This window comes from Sporosarcina sp. FSL W8-0480 (assembly GCF_037963765.1).
In the GTDB taxonomy this organism is placed as follows: Bacteria; Bacillota; Bacilli; order Bacillales_A; family Planococcaceae; genus Sporosarcina.
In genome coordinates this window covers 1920335-1939158 of the sequence record NZ_CP150166.1, presented here as the reverse complement: position 1 = coordinate 1939158, position 18824 = coordinate 1920335, and the positions used below count along the sequence as shown (strand labels likewise).

Sequence of the window (18824 nt, the reverse complement as noted above, 5' to 3'; positions counted from 1 at the left end):
TTTTTGACGATGACAAAAAAAACACTCCTGCACCATAATGGACAGGAGTCATTTCACATCATTTTGCATATTCGACAGCACGTGTCTCTCGAATCACAGTCACTTTGATATGACCTGGATAATCGAGCTCTTCTTCAATTCTTTTACGTATATCCCTTGCCAATCGATGGGCTGTTATATCATCGATTTGATCCGGACGTACAATAATACGGACTTCGCGTCCTGCTTGAATTGCGAATGATTTCTCGACGCCATCATATGATTCCGAGATTTCTTCAAGTTTTTGAAGTCTCCGAATGTAGTTTTCGAGAGTTTCACTTCTTGCACCCGGTCTGGCAGCAGATAATGCATCAGCTGCAGCAACCAATACTGCAATTACCGAAGTAGCCTCTTCATCACCATGATGGGAAGCAATACTGTTGATAACAACAGGATGTTCTTTGTACTTTGTAGCTAACTCTACCCCGATTTGGACGTGGCTTCCTTCAACTTCATGGTCAATTGCTTTACCAATATCGTGAAGAAGTCCTGCACGTCTTGCAAGCGTAACATCTTCGCCAACTTCTGCGGCTAAGAGTCCTGCAAGATAAGCAACCTCTACAGAGTGCTTCAAGACATTTTGGCCATAGCTTGTACGGAAATGCAAACGTCCAAGGATTTTGATAAGATCCGGGTGAAGGTTATGGACACCTACGTCAAAAGTGGTTTGTTCACCTTTTTCGCGGATCAATTCATCCACTTCACGTCTTGACTTATCGACCATCTCTTCAATTCGGGCTGGATGAATCCTGCCGTCTTGTACAAGTTTTTCAAGTGCAAGTCGCGCGGTTTCACGGCGGACAGGATCGAATCCTGATAGGATGACTGCTTCAGGTGTGTCATCGATAATCAGATCGATACCAGTCAATGTTTCCAGAGTTCTGATATTGCGACCTTCCCTTCCGATGATTCGTCCTTTCATTTCATCGTTCGGCAAGTTCACTACAGAAACAGTCGTTTCTGCGACATGATCTGCGGCGAAACGTTGTAATGCAAGAGAAAGGATTTCACGTGCTTTCTTTTCTGATTCCTCTTTAGCACGCTGCTCCGATTCTTTCGTCATTACAGCAATATCCGTGGAAAGTTCCTTCTCAACATCATCAAGGATAATTCGTTTTGCTTCATCCCTTGTGAGTGCAGAGATTCTTTCAAGTTCCGTCTGTTGGACGGCAACAAGATCTTCCGCCTTGCGTTCCATTTGTTCAATATGCTGTTGTCTACTGGAAAGCGCGTCTTCTTTACGCTCCAGTCCCGCTTCTCTTTTATTGAGAGCATCATCCTTGCGGTCAAGATTTTCTTCCCGTTGTAAAAGGCGGTTTTCCTGCTTTTGCAATTCCGCTCTTCTTTCACGGATTTCTGATTCCGCTTCAATTCTCAGTTTGTGATTTTCATCTTTGGCTTCTAAAAGTGCCTCTTTTTTCAAAGCCTCCGCTTCACGATTTGCATCTTCGATGATTTGTTCCGCAGAGTTTTTGGCACCCGTCACTCTTGATTCATTCACCTTTTTGATAACTAAATAGATAACAACTGCACCGACGAATAGACCTACCAAAGCGGAGATGATGTTTATAATGATGTCTGGCATCCAGGTCACCTCCTCCTGCTATTCTTTTCGTTTTCAGTCGGCCCGTATATCAACATTCAACATACTGCCATAATGATTTCATTGGTGTGAAATTATACAATTCTAATTGTATCGATGAAAAATTAACATGTCAAGGATTGTAAACAAAAGCGCAGGGCGGCGGTTAGGCCCGACAAGCGCTGGAGGACAAGCCGGAAAGGCGCTCTTTGCCTTTTTGGCTTATCCGAAGCGACTCGAGGGCCTGCCGACCGGAGCTGGATGAAAAACAAATAGGTTGGTTTCCCTTAATAACAAAAAAGCCAACTTGCACAAAGGCAGGTTAGCTTTTTAGTATTATTTTTCATCTTCAAGGAATAATTCAAGTTCTTCATCTTCATCTTCATTATGACCTGCAATGACATAATTAGCAGCTGCCAATCCGTATGAACCACGAATCTTATTGGCAATTTCAGCACGGATATCAGGGTTCTCTTTCAAGAATGTTTTAGCGTTCTCGCGACCTTGTCCAAGGCGTTCTCCTTCATAGGAGTACCATGCACCACTTTTTTGTACGATTTCCAGCTCAGCACCAAGGTCGACAATTTCCCCTTCTCTCGAGATACCTTCTCCGTACATAATATCCACTTCAGCAGTTCTGAATGGTGGAGCCACCTTGTTCTTAACAACACGGATACGGGTTTTATTCCCCATAATATCGTTTCCTTGCTTAATCGCTTCTCCGCGTCGAACTTCAAGACGAACAGATGAATAGAATTTCAACGCACGTCCACCTGGAGTCACTTCAGGGTTACCAAACATAACTCCAACTTTTTCACGGATTTGGTTAATGAAGACTGCAATTGTTTTCGATTTGTTAATTGCACCCGACAGTTTACGAAGTGCTTGTGACATTAATCGCGCTTGAAGACCAACATGCGCGTCACCCATCTCACCTTCGATTTCAGCTTTAGGTACTAACGCCGCAACTGAGTCGATGACTAATATATCGACAGCTCCACTTCTTACAAGAGCTTCTGCAATTTCTAATGCCTGTTCACCTGTATCGGGCTGGGATAATAGCAATTCGTCGATATTAACGCCTAATTTTTGTGCGTACACTGGATCTAATGCATGCTCAGCATCAATAAACGCTGCTTGTCCACCTGTGGCTTGAACTTCTGCAATAGCGTGAAGTGCTACAGTCGTTTTACCCGAGCTTTCTGGTCCGTAGATTTCGATAATACGGCCTCGTGGATATCCCCCTACTCCTAATGCCGCGTCAAGCGCAAGTGATCCGGATGAGGATGTGGAGATTTCCCGGTCCGTCTTTTCTCCTAACTTCATGACAGAGCCTTTACCAAATTGTTTTTCAATTTGTTTTAACGCTTGCTCCAAAGCTGCTTTACGATCGCTCAAAAATGATTCCTCCCTAAAAGGTAATGTTCTTTTTCTTCCTATCTCTACTATACTCCTTTTATGAGAAATACTCAATTAAAAAACGAACGCTTATTCGATTTATTTTATCAAAACTCATTTTTAAATGAGAAAAGGGGGGGAAAACTCATTTTTAAATGAGAAAACCACCCCAAAAATCAATTTTCAACCCTACTGTTTTTCAATTCTTTTATTAAGTAATAGAGTGCATATTGGGAAGCACGTCGACGGTTTGTATTCCGATTGCCTGATAGATCGAGTTTAAATGTCTTTACGCTGCCATCCTGAAGAGCGATTCCTATCCAAACCTTCCCTACAGGTTTACCGTCATGAGGATCTGGTCCAGCGGCACCTGTTAACCCTACCCCTATATCAGAACTGAATTTGAGTTTTGCACTCATCGCAAGTGCTTCTGCACATTGAGAGCTAACAACTCCATACTCAAGAAGCAATGAACGTGAAATACCAAGCTGTTCAACTTTCATGTCATCATTGTACACCACAACTCCACCCTTTAAGGATGAACTGATACCCGATTCACTCGCCAATTCCGACATGAATAGTCCAGCGGTCAAACTTTCAGCTGCTGCAATGGTCAATTGTCCGTTTTTTAATAGACCTGCTGCTTTCGATGGCAATGTATCATTATCGATTCCAAATATAAATTCACCGACAAGATCACGGATTTCCCTTTCCACCTGAGCAATCAGATTCTCCGCTTCATCTGAAGAATGCGCTTTTGCAGTTATTCTAAGAATGACTGCATCTGGGGAAGCTAGTGGCGCGATAGTCGGATTGGATTGTTTTTGTAAGATTTCTTGAATACGATCCTCGAGCTCCGCTTCGCCAATACCAAAGAATTTCAATACTCGGGAAACAATTACTTCCTGTTTTCCTAACGTCCCAAGTAAATAAGGGATAGCCTCCCCTTCAAACATCGGTTGCATTTCATGCGGGGGACCAGGTAATAAAATATAACATACGCCACTTTTATCAAGAGCCATACCTGGCGCCATTCCCATATGATTTTTCAATACAACAGAATCCGCCAATACGAGTGCCTGCTTTTTATTGTTCTCTGTCATCATTCTGCCAGTGCGTAAAAAATAATCTTTAATGGAAATAAGGGCATCATTATTCATCTCCAAATGGGTTCCCAACATTTCAGCAATCGTTTCTTTCGTCAGATCATCTTTTGTTGGACCAAGCCCGCCGGAAAAAACTATTAGATCCGCACGGTCTTGTGCGATTCCGATAGCTTTTTTTAACCGATCAGGGTTATCCCCTACAACCGTATGATAATATACATCAATTCCTATTTCGGCAAGACGGGCCGAAATGAAAGTGGCATTCGTATTCGTAATTTGACCTAAAAGAAGTTCAGAACCTACTGCAATGATTTCTGCCCTCACAATAATGCCTCCTTACATCGAGTCAAGCAGGACGCGACGATTCTTATAGAAATAATCAGCTCCGGACCAAATAGTGAAAAACAATGCAATATAGAGCATGATTGATCCAAATGGTATGTTAATCAATTCAAAGAAGATATTGTTCATTAGAAGGAAAGTGATTGCGACTAACTGTGTTGCAGTTTTAATCTTCCCTAATTGCTGGGCTGCGACCACTTCACCGCCACCTGCCATTATCATTCTTAAGCCTGTTACAGCAAACTCCCTGCTAATGATGATGATAACGACCCATGAAGCTGCATGCCCTAATTCCACTAAAACGACTAACGCTGCGGAAACAAGTAACTTGTCTGCAAGTGGATCGAGGAATTTCCCCATATTCGTAACGAGATTATGCTTTCTTGCTAAATGGCCATCAAACCAATCCGTTAAACTGGCTACAATGAATATGATAGCTCCTATTAAATGCTCGGTTGGAAGTGTAGTACCCCCTATATTCAAAGTCCCCATTCCAAAATCGACAAGCATGAAAATGATAAAGATAGGGATTAGAAAAACACGGGAAACCGTAATTTTATTCGGTAAGTTCAACTGTCTCATCCTCCTGCAAAAATAATTGCGGTATGTATGGTGAATGAAAATAGTCATCCATATAGATGACTATTTTCACTTCTTATATTCAATGTATATATTTTGCGGGTTAACATCCGACTCGTATTCCAACTTTTCGCCATTCACATAGATGTTTGCATATGCAGGTACGGCAACTCGAATTCGGATATACTCAACAGCTGAAACATCTAACTCAAGCGTTTCCCCATTTTTCATGACTCGGGCAACTGGCGTTAGTTCTTCTTTCTTTTCGTTCTGCACGCCAATCCACGTATCTCCAAATGTATCAATTTTAAGCTTGAATTCATCTGCATCTGTTAAAGTGTATTTAAAATCCGCTCCAGTTGAACTTTCAAATGCAAGAACCTGTTCTTTAACTTCCTTTTCAGGTTCAGGATCTGGTTCAACTGTTTCTTTCTCAATTGGATCGTCAACTACTTCTTCAGTATTTCCCGGTGTTTGATTGTTATCCATTGTAACCAGTTTATCTTCAGGTTGTACATCGGTGCCTGTTTGCTTCGAAGCGGCTTGTTGCCAAAAAACCCAAACTACTACAATGATTACAATTATGAAAAATGCCACTATGATTTTCGGTATTGTTTCATTCAGACGACTGTTGCCTTTTAAGCCACGGCTCCTTGTCAATTGAGGAGCGATTGTTTCTTCTTCGAGATTATCATGAATAGCTGATTCTTTATATAACGCCAACATTTCATCAGCGTCCAAGCCGACTGCTTCTGAATATTGTTTGATAAACGCACGAACGTAGAAAGCTCCAGGCATCATACTGTAATCTTCATTTTCAATACCGGAAAGGTACCGTTTCTGAATTTTTGTTATGGTTTGCAAATCATCCAATGAATAGCCTTTTGCAGTTCTAGCTTCTTTTAGACGATCACCTAATCCGGTCATTTCAGTCACCTTCCTTCTTAAAAGTTTAAGTTTCCAAATCCGCCCATCGGACCTGTGTCGGACATCATATGATTCTTTTCCATCATCTCATATGAGATTTCCTGATCTGGATCTGTCCGTAATTCGATAATATAGTCAAAGTCTTCCATGTCGTATTCGGAATGCTGAACAAACATGTCCGGATGTTCGACAACTTTAATAGAAGGCATACCCATCATTTCACGAACAAGCTGCATATGCCTTTCATCACCTGACTTACGTGAGACAATGCCATCTAAGATGAAAATATTATCTCTGGAGAATTCATCTCCAGCAAGGGTGCTTCTAACGGTCTGTTTAATCATCGTAGAAGATAGAAAAATCCATTTCTTATTCGCACACACACTCGCGGCAACTACCGATTCCGTCTTTCCGACTCGTGGCATTCCACGTATCCCGATTAACTTATGTCCTTCCTGCTTAAACAATTCCGCCATGAAGTCAACGAGAATGCCCAATTCGCTCCGGAGAAATCGGAACGTTTTCCGATCATCGATATCCCGTTGGATATACCTTCCGTGCCTTACAGCTAAAATATCACGTAATTTTGGCTCGCGAATCTTCTTTACTTGAATGGTTTCCATTGTGGATGCGATCAATTCAAAACGTTTGATCTGATCATCATTTTCTGTCCTGACCAGCATTCCGCGATGGCCACCATCCACGCCGTTGATCGTAATAATATTAACGCGAAGCATCCCTAAAAGTGAAGCGATATCTCCAAGCAAGCCAGGTCGATTCACTTGTATCTCGTATTCGACATACCATTCACCCATTCGACACACTCCTATCGTTCCCTATATCCAATCCGAGATAACAACAAAATAGAAACCGTTCATTTGCAACCCTTTTAAAGTACTTAGGGTATAGGACGCGCAAGTCGCAACTTAGTTCTATAATAACGGATTAATGGGTTGAAGAAAAGTAAAAAAGAAAAAGGAGAACATTATCTCCCTTTTTCAATTTAAATATACCAGCCGCCGTTTAACTTTACTATTTCGCCTGTCATATAATCCGCTTTTCCACTGACTAAAAAACTAGTAAGTTCTGCGACTTCTTCAGGTAGTCCAGTTTTTTGCAATGGAATCTGCTGAATTATCATCTGTCTATCTTCGTCTGATAATTCTTCATTCATTACTGTATCTATCCACCCAGGCGCTATTGCATTCACACGAGTCCCCGTATATGCCGCCTCTTTAGCATACGCCTTAACAAAAGCATGTTGGGCACCTTTTACAGCAGAATACATGACTTCACCGGCAGCTCCTGTATTTCCCCAAATCGAACCGATAAAAACAATATATGATATTTTGTAACTTCGTAGTTGAGACGATATGTAACTTATGAACAAGGATGGATTTTGCATATGCACTTTCCAAAGAGCATCCATGTCTTGTTGAGTTGTATCCGTCAAAAGTTTAAGCATAGATTGTCCAGATGCCACAACTACTGTCTGGACATGACCCACCTGGGCAGCAAGGATTTCAGCTCCATTTTCTTTTGAAAAGTCCGATTGGACAAGTTGAAAATCCCCATTGGGGTAAGTTGCGGATAATTCTTGTTGAAGACGAGAAACCCCTTTTTTATTTTTATTGAAATGAAGGTACAAGGACCAGCCATCAGCAGCTAACTTTCGGCTGATGGCTTCTCCAATACCCCCGGATGCCCCAAGGACTACCCCATAGCGCTTCATAGTCAGTTTTCCTTCGCTTTAGGAACGATTGTCATAACTGTATGACTTTCAACGCTCGAAATCGTAGAGAAGGCATCTTTAAGGTCATCTAAGGTCATCTTTTCAAGGGTCGGAACAACGTCGAATAAATTCATATCATTAAAATTATAAGCTGTGAATTGGTTGGAAATGAATTCAATCGAATTTAGCGAGCGCATAAATTGGCCGATTCTTCGCTTTCGTGCACGTTCCAAGTCCGCCTCAGTAATTGTCCAATTTTCAACCTCTGAAATAATCGTTTTTTGGATTGCAGCTTCCAAATCTGTCGGATTTTCTGTATCTGACTCAACAGTTGCAAATCCAAAGCCTTTTTCCAAAGTGAAATCATAATGGAAGGTTTCATCAATCAAATTGTTTTTGTAAGCGTTCGTGTAGAATTCGGATGTCCTACCGAATAGGATGTCGAGAACAAGATTAACTGCCAAATCTTGACGTAGCATATCTTCTCCCTTAAGATCTGTACGGTTACACTTCATGCCAAAATTGAATTTCGGTCTTTGGACATCCATTTCAAGAACTGTTTTCTTCGTAGCAGCTTCGAGCGGCTCTTCCGGAAATTCCCTTGTAATCTCTTCAGGTTCAGAAAACTCCTTCCCCTTCTGATCTTCCTTGATGAAATTCATCATTTCATCCGGGTCAACAGCACCAATGACGAAAACAGCCATATTCGAAGGGTGGTAGAATGTTTCGTAACACTCATACAAATGTTCAGCAGTAATTTCCTCTATTGTATCAATAGTTCCCGCGATATCGATTCTAACTGGATGTTCTTTGTATAGGCTTTCAATCGTACCAAAATAGTTACGCCAGTCTGGATTATCATCATACATTGTAATCTCTTGAGCGATAATCCCTTTTTCCTTATCAACCTTTTCCTTCGTGAAATACGGCTCTTGGACAAAATCCAATAATACTTTCGTGTTTTCATAAAGGTTTTCAGTCGTCGAGAATAAGTACGATGTCCGTGTAAAAGAGGTGAATGCGTTCGCACTCGCTCCTAAAACCCCAAATTTCTGAAAGACATCCCCTTCTTTTTTATCGAACATCTTATGTTCTAAAAAGTGGGCGATTCCATCCGGTACTGTTACAAAATCCTTCTTCCCTCTTGGGATGAATGTTCGATCAATTGAACCATATTTTGTAGTAAATGTGACATATGTCTTGGAAAATCCTCGTTTAGGTAATATATACACACTTAATCCATTATCAAGCTTCTCGTGGAATAAAGTTTCTTGTAAATTGTCAAAGGTGATCTTTTCCATCATTATGCCTCCCTTCCCGATAACAAGTAGATGAGCTCCAATTTAATCTGTGAGGCCATCTGTTTGATGTCTTCAATGGTTACCGCCTTCCACTGTGCAATCCATTTATCAGCGGAGAAATCCGCGTCAAAGTATTTATATTGATCGTAAATTTCGATTTGCCCTCGTGCAGAGTCAAACGCACTTCGAATACTGTTCGATAATAACGCAACGGTTTGCTCAAGTTCCGTATTTGTAACATCACCGTTCTTTAAAGCATCAAGTTGTTCACCAATTAATTTTACCGCCTTCTCCTCAAGCTCTGCATCAATTCCAGCCATTACATATACTACGCCATAATACGCAGCGTAGGCACTATTTACAGTGTACGCCATGCTCTCTTTTTCACGGACATTCATGAATAATTTACTATGTGCAAATCCGCCGAAAACCCCATTTGTAACTTGCATTTTAGGATAGTCTGGATGATAAAAGGATACGGGTGTGCTATATCCAACTTGCAATTTCCCTTGCTTCATATCCTGTTTCTCAAAGGTCGTTTTGACGTCTTTCACATCATACACGTCAAGTTCGGAAGGCTTACGGACAAACTCCCTCTCTTGAAAGTTAAACATCTCTTTAAATTTTTCAACTATTTCTTCCTCTTTGACATCCCCGACAATATAAATGTCAACCGCATCATTTTTCAACATATTCTCATATGTATCGAGAAGAGTTGCACCAGTAATACTTTCTACATCTTCTTCGGTTCCGTTAGCTGAAATAGAAGCCGGGCTATTCGGACGCATTAAATCGAACATTCGCTTATGGGCATATCTTGCTTTATCATCATAGATTGATCGGATACGTTCAATCACAGTTCGTTTTTCACGACGCAAAACAGATTCGTCAAATGTACCATCTTTAAAATTCGGTTTGAAAATAACAGTTTGTATCATCTTTAAAGCATCATTAAAAACACCGTCTGTAGACAGGTACTCATCGTTCACACATTCCATATTAAGCGAGATAATATGTGTGTTGTCACGTTTAGATGCATCCAGGTAAAGAACGGTGCCATAAAGTTCATCCAATGCCTTTCTCAATTCACTTTGTTCTCTATATTCGGCATTTGAATCCTGTAGTACATTCGATAATACAGCACGATGCGCGGCTTGCTTTGCATCTAATTCCGAAATCCATTTTATAGACATTGTAATTGTCTTGAATTGTTCTGTTTGTCGAATATAGAGGTTGACGCCCTTTTGCAGCACAACTTTCTTAAACATTTGAACACCTCGTTTTTCCTTTATTATACGAATACCTTTCTACACTATACATTCCACAACGATCTTAGAGCAAAATATACGCTTTATTATTAATCTTTGCATAAAAAAACGCCCGGATTCCATAGTGGAGTCCAGGCGGCAAATTATTTTTATCTGCTTCCCTTAATATAAGGTACACCATTCGCCTTTGGTGCGTTCGCTTTTCCGATAAATCCAGCGAGCGCCAAGATGGTCAAGACGTACGGTAGAATGTGGAAGTAAACAGCTGGTATTTTTTGAATGAAATCGATATCAATTGATCCGGCACTGATTGCAAGAGTTTGAGCAAAACCGAAGAATAAGGCAGCTCCAAGTGCCCCAATCGGATGCCATTTACCAAAAATCATCGCAGCCAATGCCATGAAACCTTGGCCGTTAATCGTTGCGTGACCAAAATCACCTGTCATCGTTTGAGAGTAAATTGCCCCGCCGATACCTGCAAGACCACCAGAAATGATTACCGCAGTATAACGGATTTTCGAGACATTGATCCCCATCGTATCAGCGGCCATCGGATGTTCCCCTACTGAGCGAAGCCGTAGGCCGAATGGTGTTTTGTAGATGACGAACCACGCGATGAAAGCGATAGCGATTGCCAAAACGGAAGTACCATAAAGTGATTTGAAGAACATCGGCCCGATGATCGGGATGTCCTGTAAGATCGGAACATTGATACGCGGAATTTTTTGCTGAATGAAATCAGTCTGTCCTTTACCGAACATCAATTTTACAGAGAACAACGCAATTGCAATCCCTAACATATTGATCGCTACCCCAGAAACTACCTGATCAGCCCGGAAGGAAACGGAAGCGACAGCGTGCATGATAGAGAAGATTGCAGCAACGAGCATCGCGGCAAGAAGTGCAATCCACGGTGTCCACCCGCCAAATACGTTAACAAAAGCTAAATTGAAAACAATACCTACAAACGCACCCATTACCATAAGGCCTTCAAGTCCAATATTGACAACACCGGAGCGTTCGGAGAAAACGCCACCTATTGCTGTAAGGATTAGAGGGGCGGCATAAGCGATTGAAGTCGGGATGATAAAATAGAGAACTTCTAAAAAGCTCATGTCATTTCGCCTCCTTTTTCTTATTCAGACGTTGCAGTCCAACACGGATGATATATCCTGAAGCAACAAAGAAAATGATAAGTGCAACGACGATTGAAACAATCTCAAGCGGGATATTTGCGGCATTCGGCATATTATTCGCACCATACTTGAGTGAACCGAATAAAGAAGCACCGAAAATTACACCAAGCGGAGTGTTTGCACCAAGTAGTGCAACCGCAATTCCGTCAAATCCAATACCCGTGAAACCACCTTGGCTTGTCATGCTGCCGAAGGTTCCAAGACCTTCCATTGCGCCAGCAAGCCCGGCAAACGCACCGGAGATGACCATGGAAAGGATAATGTTCTTTTTAACATTCATCCCTGCATACTGGGAAGCATTTTCGTTGAAACCGACTGATTTTAACTCGAAACCAGTTTTTGTTTTTTCCAAGATGAACCACATTACGACAACCATCGCCAAGGCAACAAAAATACCATAGTGAAGCGTTGAGTAATCTGTTAAATTCGAAAGGAAATCTGACCGCAATGATGCTGTCGGTTGAATTTTTTCTGTTTTATAGTTTCCGCCTGAAACTGTTTTGATCAATGCATTCACAACATGAAGGGCAACATAGTTCATCATGATTGTTACAATAACTTCATGCACTCGAAGCGTTGCCTTCAAAAGTCCAGGGACAAATCCCCAAAGGGCACCTGCTGCTGCAGCCGCTAACAGAGTAATTGGTAAATGGATGATCATAGGAAGTTCAAATGCCGCCCCGACATACACAGCAGTAAACCAACCTACCATTAACTGTCCTTCAACACCAATATTGAATAGTCCCGTACGGAATGCGAATGCTACAGCAAGTCCCGCAAGTATATAAGGGCTGATTTGCCGTATCGTTTCGCCAATAGCATAGCTATCTCCAAAAATCCCATTCCAAAGTGCTATATATCCGTTAACCGGATCATAGCCACTGAAAAGCATAACAATTGCTCCGACAAGTAAACCAAGTATGATCGAAATGACCGGAACTAAAAGACTAATAACTCTATTTGACATCTCGATCCACACCTTCTTTCAATGCGTCTTTACCTTTGATGGCATGCCCTGCCATCAATAGACCTAATTCCTGTTCATTTGTTTCAGCTGGAATTACAGTGTCTACTATTTGTCCATCGTGGATAACCGCAATACGATCTGAAACATTCATAACTTCATCTAACTCGAATGATATTAGGAAAACTGCCTTCCCATTATCACGCTGTTCAATTAGACGTTTGTGAATAAACTCAATCGCACCTACATCGAGTCCTCTTGTAGGTAATGCCGCAATGAGCAAATCTGGATCCCTGGATACTTCACGGCCGATAATCAGTTTTTGTTGGTTTCCTCCAGATAATGCGCGGGAAAGTTCCCACTCTCCTTGAGTACGAACGTCATATTCTTCTATGATTTTATTAGCTTTTAATGAGATTTCCTTATAGTTCATGATTCCATTTTTCGAATATGGCTCATGGTAATATTCTTGCAATGCGGCATTATAGCCGACCGAGAAATTCAGTACAAGACCATGCTTATGTCTGTCTTGAGGGATATGTCCAAGGCCAGATTGCGTTATTTCTCTTGGAGTTTTGCCAGTAATATCTTTAGAATTAATCGTGATTTTACCGCTTTTCACTTTTCTTAGGCCAGCAATAGCTTCAATCAACTCGGTTTGGCCATTCCCATCAATACCGGCAAGTCCGACAATTTCACCTTTTCGAATTGATAGATTCAAACCTTTTACTCTTTCAATCCCCCGGTTATCTGTAACAACAAGATTCTGTATGGACAATACTTCATCAGTGGGGTTTGCAGGACCTTTTTCAGTTTTAAAGGTAACTTGTCTACCGACCATCAATGTTGCCAATTCTTCTGGGTTCGTTTCAGAAGTGACAACTGTCCCGATTCCCTGACCCTTTCGGATGACCGTGACGCGGTCAGATACATCCATAATCTCTTGTAACTTATGAGTGATTAATATGATTGACTTGCCTTCAGTTATCAACTTCTTCATGATAGCAATCAATTCTTGAATTTCTTGTGGGGTTAGTGAAGCCGTCGGTTCGTCAAATATGAGAATGTTAGCACCGCGATATAGTGTTTTTAAAATTTCCACCCGTTGCTGCATCCCAACAGAAATGTCTTCAATTTTCGCAAATGGATCTACATTCAAACCGTAAAGTTTAGAGATTTCCGCGACTTTTTTTGCAGCGTCCTTGATGTTGACAACACCCATTTTTTTCGGCTCACTGCCAAGAATAATATTTTCTGTAACAGTCAGATTTTCTACAAGCATGAAATGTTGATGAACCATACCAATTCCCAAATCATTTGCTACGTTTGGATTCGAGATATTGACCCTTTTTCCATTGACACGTATTTCTCCATCTTCAGGTTGATATAACCCGAATAATACGTTCATCAATGTAGATTTCCCGGCGCCGTTTTCACCTAATAACGCATGGATTTCTCCTTTTCCCAATTGTAGGGTGATGTTGTCATTCGCCCGGAATTCACCAAATTTCTTTGTAATGTTCAACATCTCAATGACATATTCCAATGGTTTCACTTCCTTGTATAATGATATAACGTTAATCTATAGGAAAAAATTAATACAATAAAAGATTCTCTTTCATTCCTTAAGCGGAATGCCCTAATATAAAAGGCTTATGATTTAATCATAAGCTAAGTTATATTGATAAAGAACCTTTTAGTCTATTAATTTACTACAAACTTTCGTTCCCCAATTAAATGGATGAATCCCACAATATCCTTATCCACAACAAAGGCCGGATTAAACCGGCCCTTATTGCTGATTATCAATTATTTTAGGGATTCAGATACTACGATTTCACCATCAGCGATTTTTTGAGCATATTCGTCAATTTGTTTCAGAACATCTTCAGGAATCGCACCACGAGAATCTGCAAGTTTTATGCCATCGTCATGAAGACCGTAAACTTTTGTTTCTCCGCCTGGGAATTTACCTTCCTTAGCAAGTGCGGAGATGTCTTGTACCGCCACGTCAACACGCTTCAGCATAGACGTCAATGTAACGTTGTCAGATCCAACTTGACCTTCGTCGTATTGGTCAGAGTCAACACCGATCACCCATACATTTGCATTTTTATCAGCTTGTTTACGTTCCTTCGCTTCAGAGAAAACACCGTTACCTGTTCCACCAGCTGCGTGGAAGATAATGTCTACGCCTGAAGAATACATACGAGCCGCTTCAGCTTTACCAAGTTCAGCTTTGTCAAAGAATCCAGTGTATTTCACGTCAACTTTAATGTTAGGATTTACTGCTGCAACACCTTCAACAAATCCAGCTTCAAAACGGTTAATAACAGGGATATCCACACCGCCGACAAATCCGATTTTATCAGTTTTTGTCATTAATGCTGCAGCGACACCTGCAAGGAATGCCCCTTCTTGCTCTTTGAACAGAATGCTTGCTACGTTCGGTTCATCAACAACACCGTCAATGATTGCAAATTGCTTATCTGTTTGTTGGCTTGCAATCGTGCCGATTGCTTCTTCCATCATGAAACCTACGCCAAATACGAGGTTAAAATCACGACGAACGAGTGCATTTAAGTTTGTTGTATAGTCTGCTTCACCTTTTGATTGAAGATATGTGTAACCGCCATCTCCTTCAGCCAAACCGTTGTCCTTACCAAACTTTTGAATCCCTTCCCAAGCTGATTGGTTGAAGGATTTATCGTCAACACCACCGACATCCGTAACCATCGCTACTGAAAAGTTTGATTCATTTCCACCTTTTGATGATGTAGAATCTTTTTTGTCTTTGTCCGTACCACATGCACCAAGTAATGTACCTGCTGCAAGAACCAATGATAATGCAAGTCCGTATTTACGTTTGCTCACTGATTTGGACCTCCCTATGTTTTATTTTGGTATATAAATTTGACGTATGAACGTCTATTAAAGGACTCTTGGGATACTGGCAAGCGCTTACAGACAACTTGACAGGGATGACTTCACTCAGTATCTCCGCCTGCAATTGAGTAAGTGCCTACTTATCAGCTTTCCAATCGACCTTATACCCTTTTTCTAACTACATGAAAGCTGAACTTATCGGCCCTAAAATAATTCTTAGAGTAAAGGACCATTTCGCCTTCTTCGCTGTAGTGATACTGAATTAAAACAAGCAAAGGAATATCCACTCCACATCTTAAAATTGAGGAGGCTTCATCATCGTACCCAAGTGGTTCAATATTCGCTATAGCTTGGGCAATTTTAATCTTACCCGATTTTTCGAGCGAATCAAAAATTGATTCTTTCAATAAGTCCTCTGCCCCAGCATTTAAATTCTTGGAAAGTACGTGATCGATACAATATACAACTGGATCTCCATCAGCCGTTCTAACCCTTTTAATTGTAACAAGACCATCTTCCGTTTCGCAATCAAATTTCGCCTTCAATTCATCAGTAGGAAAACTCTCTTGAACCTCCATAAATATAGTACCTGGTTCCATCCCAGCATCTCGAATCATTGACGAAACGCTTGATAGTTGTTCGATACCTGATGAGAATATTGGGCGCGGATTCACGAAAGTGCCTACTCCATGTTTGCGAATAATCACTTTTTCTTCTTCAAGAACACGCAAGGCTTCCCTTAGTGTCGCCCTACTGACGCCTAAGTTCCTCGCAAGCTCAAATTCCGAGGGGAATTTCTCATTTTCTTTGAATACTCCGGATTCAATATCATCCTTTAAACGTTCAATTACTTGCACGTATAAATGCCTTTGATCCGTCTTAACCAACATGTTCAATCTCCCCTTAGTGAGGTTAGACCTCAGACGTGTAACATCTTTCCTAACCATTCATACTATATCATCTTCATCCTACAAAATAAACAGTAGATTTTATAAAAACAAGATTTTTAGATAGTAAGTTGTTACAATCTTGCTTCGATAGTCATAAATTTTGTTAATGAATATCGACTTCCGTTCGAGAAACAAGGACTTGTCTCGGCTTACTGCCCTCCGGAGGACCTACGACTCCACGCATTTCCATTTGATCGACAATCCGGGCCGCCCTTGAATATCCAATTCGGAAACGTCGTTGCAACATAGATACTGAGGCAGTCTGCATCTCTATGACCAATTGTACAGCTTCATCATACAACTCATCCGTTTCTTCATGTGGTTGTACTTCCTCGATATCTGTAGGTATCATTTCTTCTTGATATTGAGCCTTTTGTTGTTCTATGACGAAGTCGACAATACTTTGCACTTCCTGATCGGAAACGAAGGCTCCTTGAATTCTAACTGGTTTCGATGCACCAGCAGGCAGGAATAACATATCACCCCTACCCAAAAGCTTCTCTGCTCCAGAGCCGTCTAAAATTGTTCTTGAGTCTACAGCAGATGAAACAGCAAATGCGATTCGTGAAGGAATGTTTGCCTTAATAATCCCTGTAATGACATCTACACTTGGACGTTGAGTCGCAATGATTAAATGGATACCAGCAGCCCTTGCCATTTGGGCAAGACGAGTAATAGAATCTTCGACATCACTCGAAGCAACCATCATTAAATCTGCAAGCTCATCAACAATCACTACGATATAAGGCATTTTCGGATGTTTTTCATCGTTTTCTACATTCCATTGCTCGATATGTTCGTTGTACCCTTCAATATTCCGAGTTCCTGTATGAGAGAACAATTCATATCGGCGTTCCATTTCAGATACAACCTTCTTTAGAGCCTGGGAAGCTTTCCGGGGATCGGTTACAACCGGCGCTAACAAATGGGGAACTCCATTGTACACATTCAATTCAACCATTTTAGGGTCAATCATCATCATTTTAACTTCGTGGGGCTTGGCACGCATTAAAATACTAATAATAATGCCGTTGATGCATACACTTTTCCCGCTGCCCGTCGATCCTGCTACAAGAACGTGTGGCATTTTATTCAGCTCAGCCATCATTGCTTGTCCAGTCACATCTCGACCAAGCGCAATCATCAATTTAGAATCGGGGCGATTATTTTCTTTTGCTTCAATAACTTCCCGCAGACTCACAATAGCGACAGAACTATTCGGCACTTCAATCCCGACAGCAGATTTCCCAGGAATTGGTGCCTCGATTCGAATGTCACTTGCTGCGAGGGCAAGTGCAATATCATCCGCAAGACTAACGATTCTACTAACTTTCACACCCGTGTCAGGGAGCACTTCATACTTTGTTACAGCAGGACCTAAATGTACTTGTTCAACCGTAGCTTTCACACCGAAACTTAAAAACGTCTTCTCAAGCTTTTCGGCATTGGCTTGGATGGAAACAAACTCTGCAGATTGGTCATTTGAAGGAGTCTGGCGTAGTAATGAAGGCGACGGAAGTATATATGAAACATTCTCCTCCTCACCTGCAACCCCAGAATACGTGTCCATCTGATTTTGTTCAGGGCTGTTCGTTTCTTCCCTTTTCTGCTCTACTGGTCTTTCCAACTCTGATACAGCGGCTTGTTCATCGTGGGTCGACTTATTTACATTTTCCATGAAGTTAGAAATAATCGGTTTAGAGATAATTTCTACATTCTCATCCACGTGAGGTGTAAACTCTTGCTCGTTTTCACTATCAAGTTGTTTCCCTTTTTTGGATCGGGACATTCTTGATGGTAAAGGTGAATCCTGTTTTTCTTTTGGTTTCTTTTCGTTCTTCCTGCTCTTTTCGTTTCTTTCGAATTTCGCTTTAAAAGATGTTGCTATTTTCGGATACATCTCTAAAATATACGGAACGAATGCTTTTCCTGTTAATAGAATGATACCGACCAACAAAAGAAGTACCCCAGCAACAGTCGCACCAGAGGAATCAAATAATGTATGGAATAGAGCAAATAGGATAGCACCAACTATGCCTCCTCCAAGCGCACCACTTCTGGAAGTTACTCCTCCGTTAGTTACAAGGACTTTCCATGTCTCTTTCAAAGCCGAATTGGTCATGAGTACTTTACTTTCATACAATTCTTTAAATAAGTGGATATGGCTAAAGAGTAATAAACTTGCAAGGACGAATAGACTACCCCCAACAATACGATTTTTCCACGCTACTGTTTTACGATTGATCATGAAAAGAAGCGCTTGGACAATCAATAAAAATGGGACAGCTCCATGCCAATTACCAAATAGCAGTCTCGCAAACGAGGACAGACCTCTTCCTACTATTCCAAACTCGAAAATAATAATAATGGCGAAACCGATCATTGTTAAACCTGAAACTTCATACACTAATGGATTAATGCCATCTTTCTTTTTCCGTGAAGCACTTGCCTTTTTTCTTTTCTTCGATTTTTTGGACATGTTCCTCCTCCTTTCACAAAAAGGATTTCCCGCCGTCCGGTCGGCATGGAAATCCTCAGTTGTAATTGTTGTTAG

Annotated in this window: 15 protein-coding genes; all 15 read right to left on the bottom strand. The window is 41.1% G+C overall.

Translation table 11 applies throughout. The features are described from left to right. Positions 1-58 precede the first annotated feature (58 nt). Positions 59-1624: a ribonuclease Y gene (gene rny, locus NSQ43_RS10065; protein ID WP_339249817.1), complete on the bottom strand. Its 1566-nt coding sequence runs from the start codon at positions 1622-1624 to the stop codon at positions 59-61. A 333-nt stretch (positions 1625-1957) separates the two neighbouring features. Next, the gene (gene recA / locus NSQ43_RS10060; protein ID WP_339249816.1) at positions 1958-3019 is read right to left on the bottom strand and encodes a recombinase RecA; all 1062 of its coding nucleotides are present in this window, start codon (positions 3017-3019) and stop codon (positions 1958-1960) included. 176 nt (positions 3020-3195) lie between these two features. After that, positions 3196-4449 carry a competence/damage-inducible protein A gene (locus NSQ43_RS10055; protein ID WP_339249814.1) on the bottom strand — a complete coding sequence of 418 codons (1254 nt, stop codon included), beginning with the start codon at positions 4447-4449 and terminating at the stop codon, positions 3196-3198. 12 nt (positions 4450-4461) lie between these two features. After that, positions 4462-5040, bottom strand: coding sequence for a CDP-diacylglycerol--glycerol-3-phosphate 3-phosphatidyltransferase (gene pgsA, locus NSQ43_RS10050; RefSeq protein ID WP_339249812.1), 579 nt, complete (start codon positions 5038-5040; stop codon positions 4462-4464). A gap of 75 nt (positions 5041-5115) precedes the next feature. Beyond that, positions 5116-5973 carry a helix-turn-helix domain-containing protein gene (locus tag NSQ43_RS10045; protein WP_339249810.1) on the bottom strand — a complete coding sequence of 286 codons (858 nt, stop codon included), beginning with the start codon at positions 5971-5973 and terminating at the stop codon, positions 5116-5118. 17 nt (positions 5974-5990) lie between these two features. Then, positions 5991-6788, bottom strand: coding sequence for a YmfK family protein (locus NSQ43_RS10040; protein ID WP_339249808.1), 798 nt, complete (start codon positions 6786-6788; stop codon positions 5991-5993). 188 nt (positions 6789-6976) lie between these two features. Beyond that, positions 6977-7705, bottom strand: a complete 729-nt coding sequence (locus tag NSQ43_RS10035; protein ID WP_339249806.1) for an SDR family oxidoreductase — start codon at positions 7703-7705, stop codon at positions 6977-6979. Between the two features lie 2 nt (positions 7706-7707). Beyond that, a complete protein-coding gene (locus NSQ43_RS10030; protein WP_339249804.1) occupies positions 7708-9006 on the bottom strand; it encodes a pitrilysin family protein in 1299 nt (432 codons plus the stop codon). A 2-nt stretch (positions 9007-9008) separates the two neighbouring features. Further along, positions 9009-10274 carry a pitrilysin family protein gene (locus NSQ43_RS10025; protein ID WP_339249802.1) on the bottom strand — a complete coding sequence of 422 codons (1266 nt, stop codon included), beginning with the start codon at positions 10272-10274 and terminating at the stop codon, positions 9009-9011. 149 nt (positions 10275-10423) lie between these two features. Next, entirely contained in the window at positions 10424-11389 is a 966-nt protein-coding gene (locus NSQ43_RS10020; protein ID WP_339249800.1) for an ABC transporter permease, read from the bottom strand. Position 11390: 1 nt separating this feature from the next. Next, positions 11391-12437, bottom strand: a complete 1047-nt coding sequence (locus NSQ43_RS10015; protein ID WP_339249798.1) for an ABC transporter permease — start codon at positions 12435-12437, stop codon at positions 11391-11393. Next, positions 12427-13980 carry an ABC transporter ATP-binding protein gene (locus tag NSQ43_RS10010; protein WP_339249797.1) on the bottom strand — a complete coding sequence of 518 codons (1554 nt, stop codon included), beginning with the start codon at positions 13978-13980 and terminating at the stop codon, positions 12427-12429. Before NSQ43_RS10010 ends, NSQ43_RS10015 begins: the two co-directional genes overlap by 11 nt. Positions 13981-14243: 263 nt before the next feature. Beyond that, entirely contained in the window at positions 14244-15308 is a 1065-nt protein-coding gene (locus NSQ43_RS10005; RefSeq protein WP_339249796.1) for a BMP family protein, read from the bottom strand. Positions 15309-15481: 173 nt separating this feature from the next. Further along, a complete protein-coding gene (locus NSQ43_RS10000; protein ID WP_339249795.1) occupies positions 15482-16210 on the bottom strand; it encodes a GntR family transcriptional regulator in 729 nt (242 codons plus the stop codon). 163 nt (positions 16211-16373) lie between these two features. After that, positions 16374-18749 carry a DNA translocase FtsK gene (locus NSQ43_RS09995; RefSeq protein WP_339249794.1) on the bottom strand — a complete coding sequence of 792 codons (2376 nt, stop codon included), beginning with the start codon at positions 18747-18749 and terminating at the stop codon, positions 16374-16376. Positions 18750-18824 lie beyond the last annotated feature (75 nt).

Excerpts from the sequence above, each read along its gene's own strand:
- NSQ43_RS10015 (WP_339249798.1), bottom strand. The coding sequence starts at position 12,437 with ATGTCAAATAGAGTTATTAGTCTTTTAGTTCCGGTCATTTCGATCATA.
- rny (WP_339249817.1), bottom strand. The coding sequence starts at position 1,624 with ATGCCAGACATCATTATAAACATCATCTCCGCTTTGGTAGGTCTATTC.
- NSQ43_RS10000 (WP_339249795.1), bottom strand. The coding sequence starts at position 16,210 with ATGTTGGTTAAGACGGATCAAAGGCATTTATACGTGCAAGTAATTGAA.
- NSQ43_RS09995 (WP_339249794.1), bottom strand. The coding sequence starts at position 18,749 with ATGTCCAAAAAATCGAAGAAAAGAAAAAAGGCAAGTGCTTCACGGAAA.
- NSQ43_RS10040 (WP_339249808.1), bottom strand. The coding sequence starts at position 6,788 with ATGGGTGAATGGTATGTCGAATACGAGATACAAGTGAATCGACCTGGC.
- NSQ43_RS10045 (WP_339249810.1), bottom strand. The coding sequence starts at position 5,973 with ATGACCGGATTAGGTGATCGTCTAAAAGAAGCTAGAACTGCAAAAGGC.
- NSQ43_RS10025 (WP_339249802.1), bottom strand. The coding sequence starts at position 10,274 with ATGTTTAAGAAAGTTGTGCTGCAAAAGGGCGTCAACCTCTATATTCGA.
- NSQ43_RS10035 (WP_339249806.1), bottom strand. The coding sequence starts at position 7,705 with ATGAAGCGCTATGGGGTAGTCCTTGGGGCATCCGGGGGTATTGGAGAA.
- NSQ43_RS10030 (WP_339249804.1), bottom strand. The coding sequence starts at position 9,006 with ATGGAAAAGATCACCTTTGACAATTTACAAGAAACTTTATTCCACGAG.
- NSQ43_RS10020 (WP_339249800.1), bottom strand. The coding sequence starts at position 11,389 with ATGAGCTTTTTAGAAGTTCTCTATTTTATCATCCCGACTTCAATCGCT.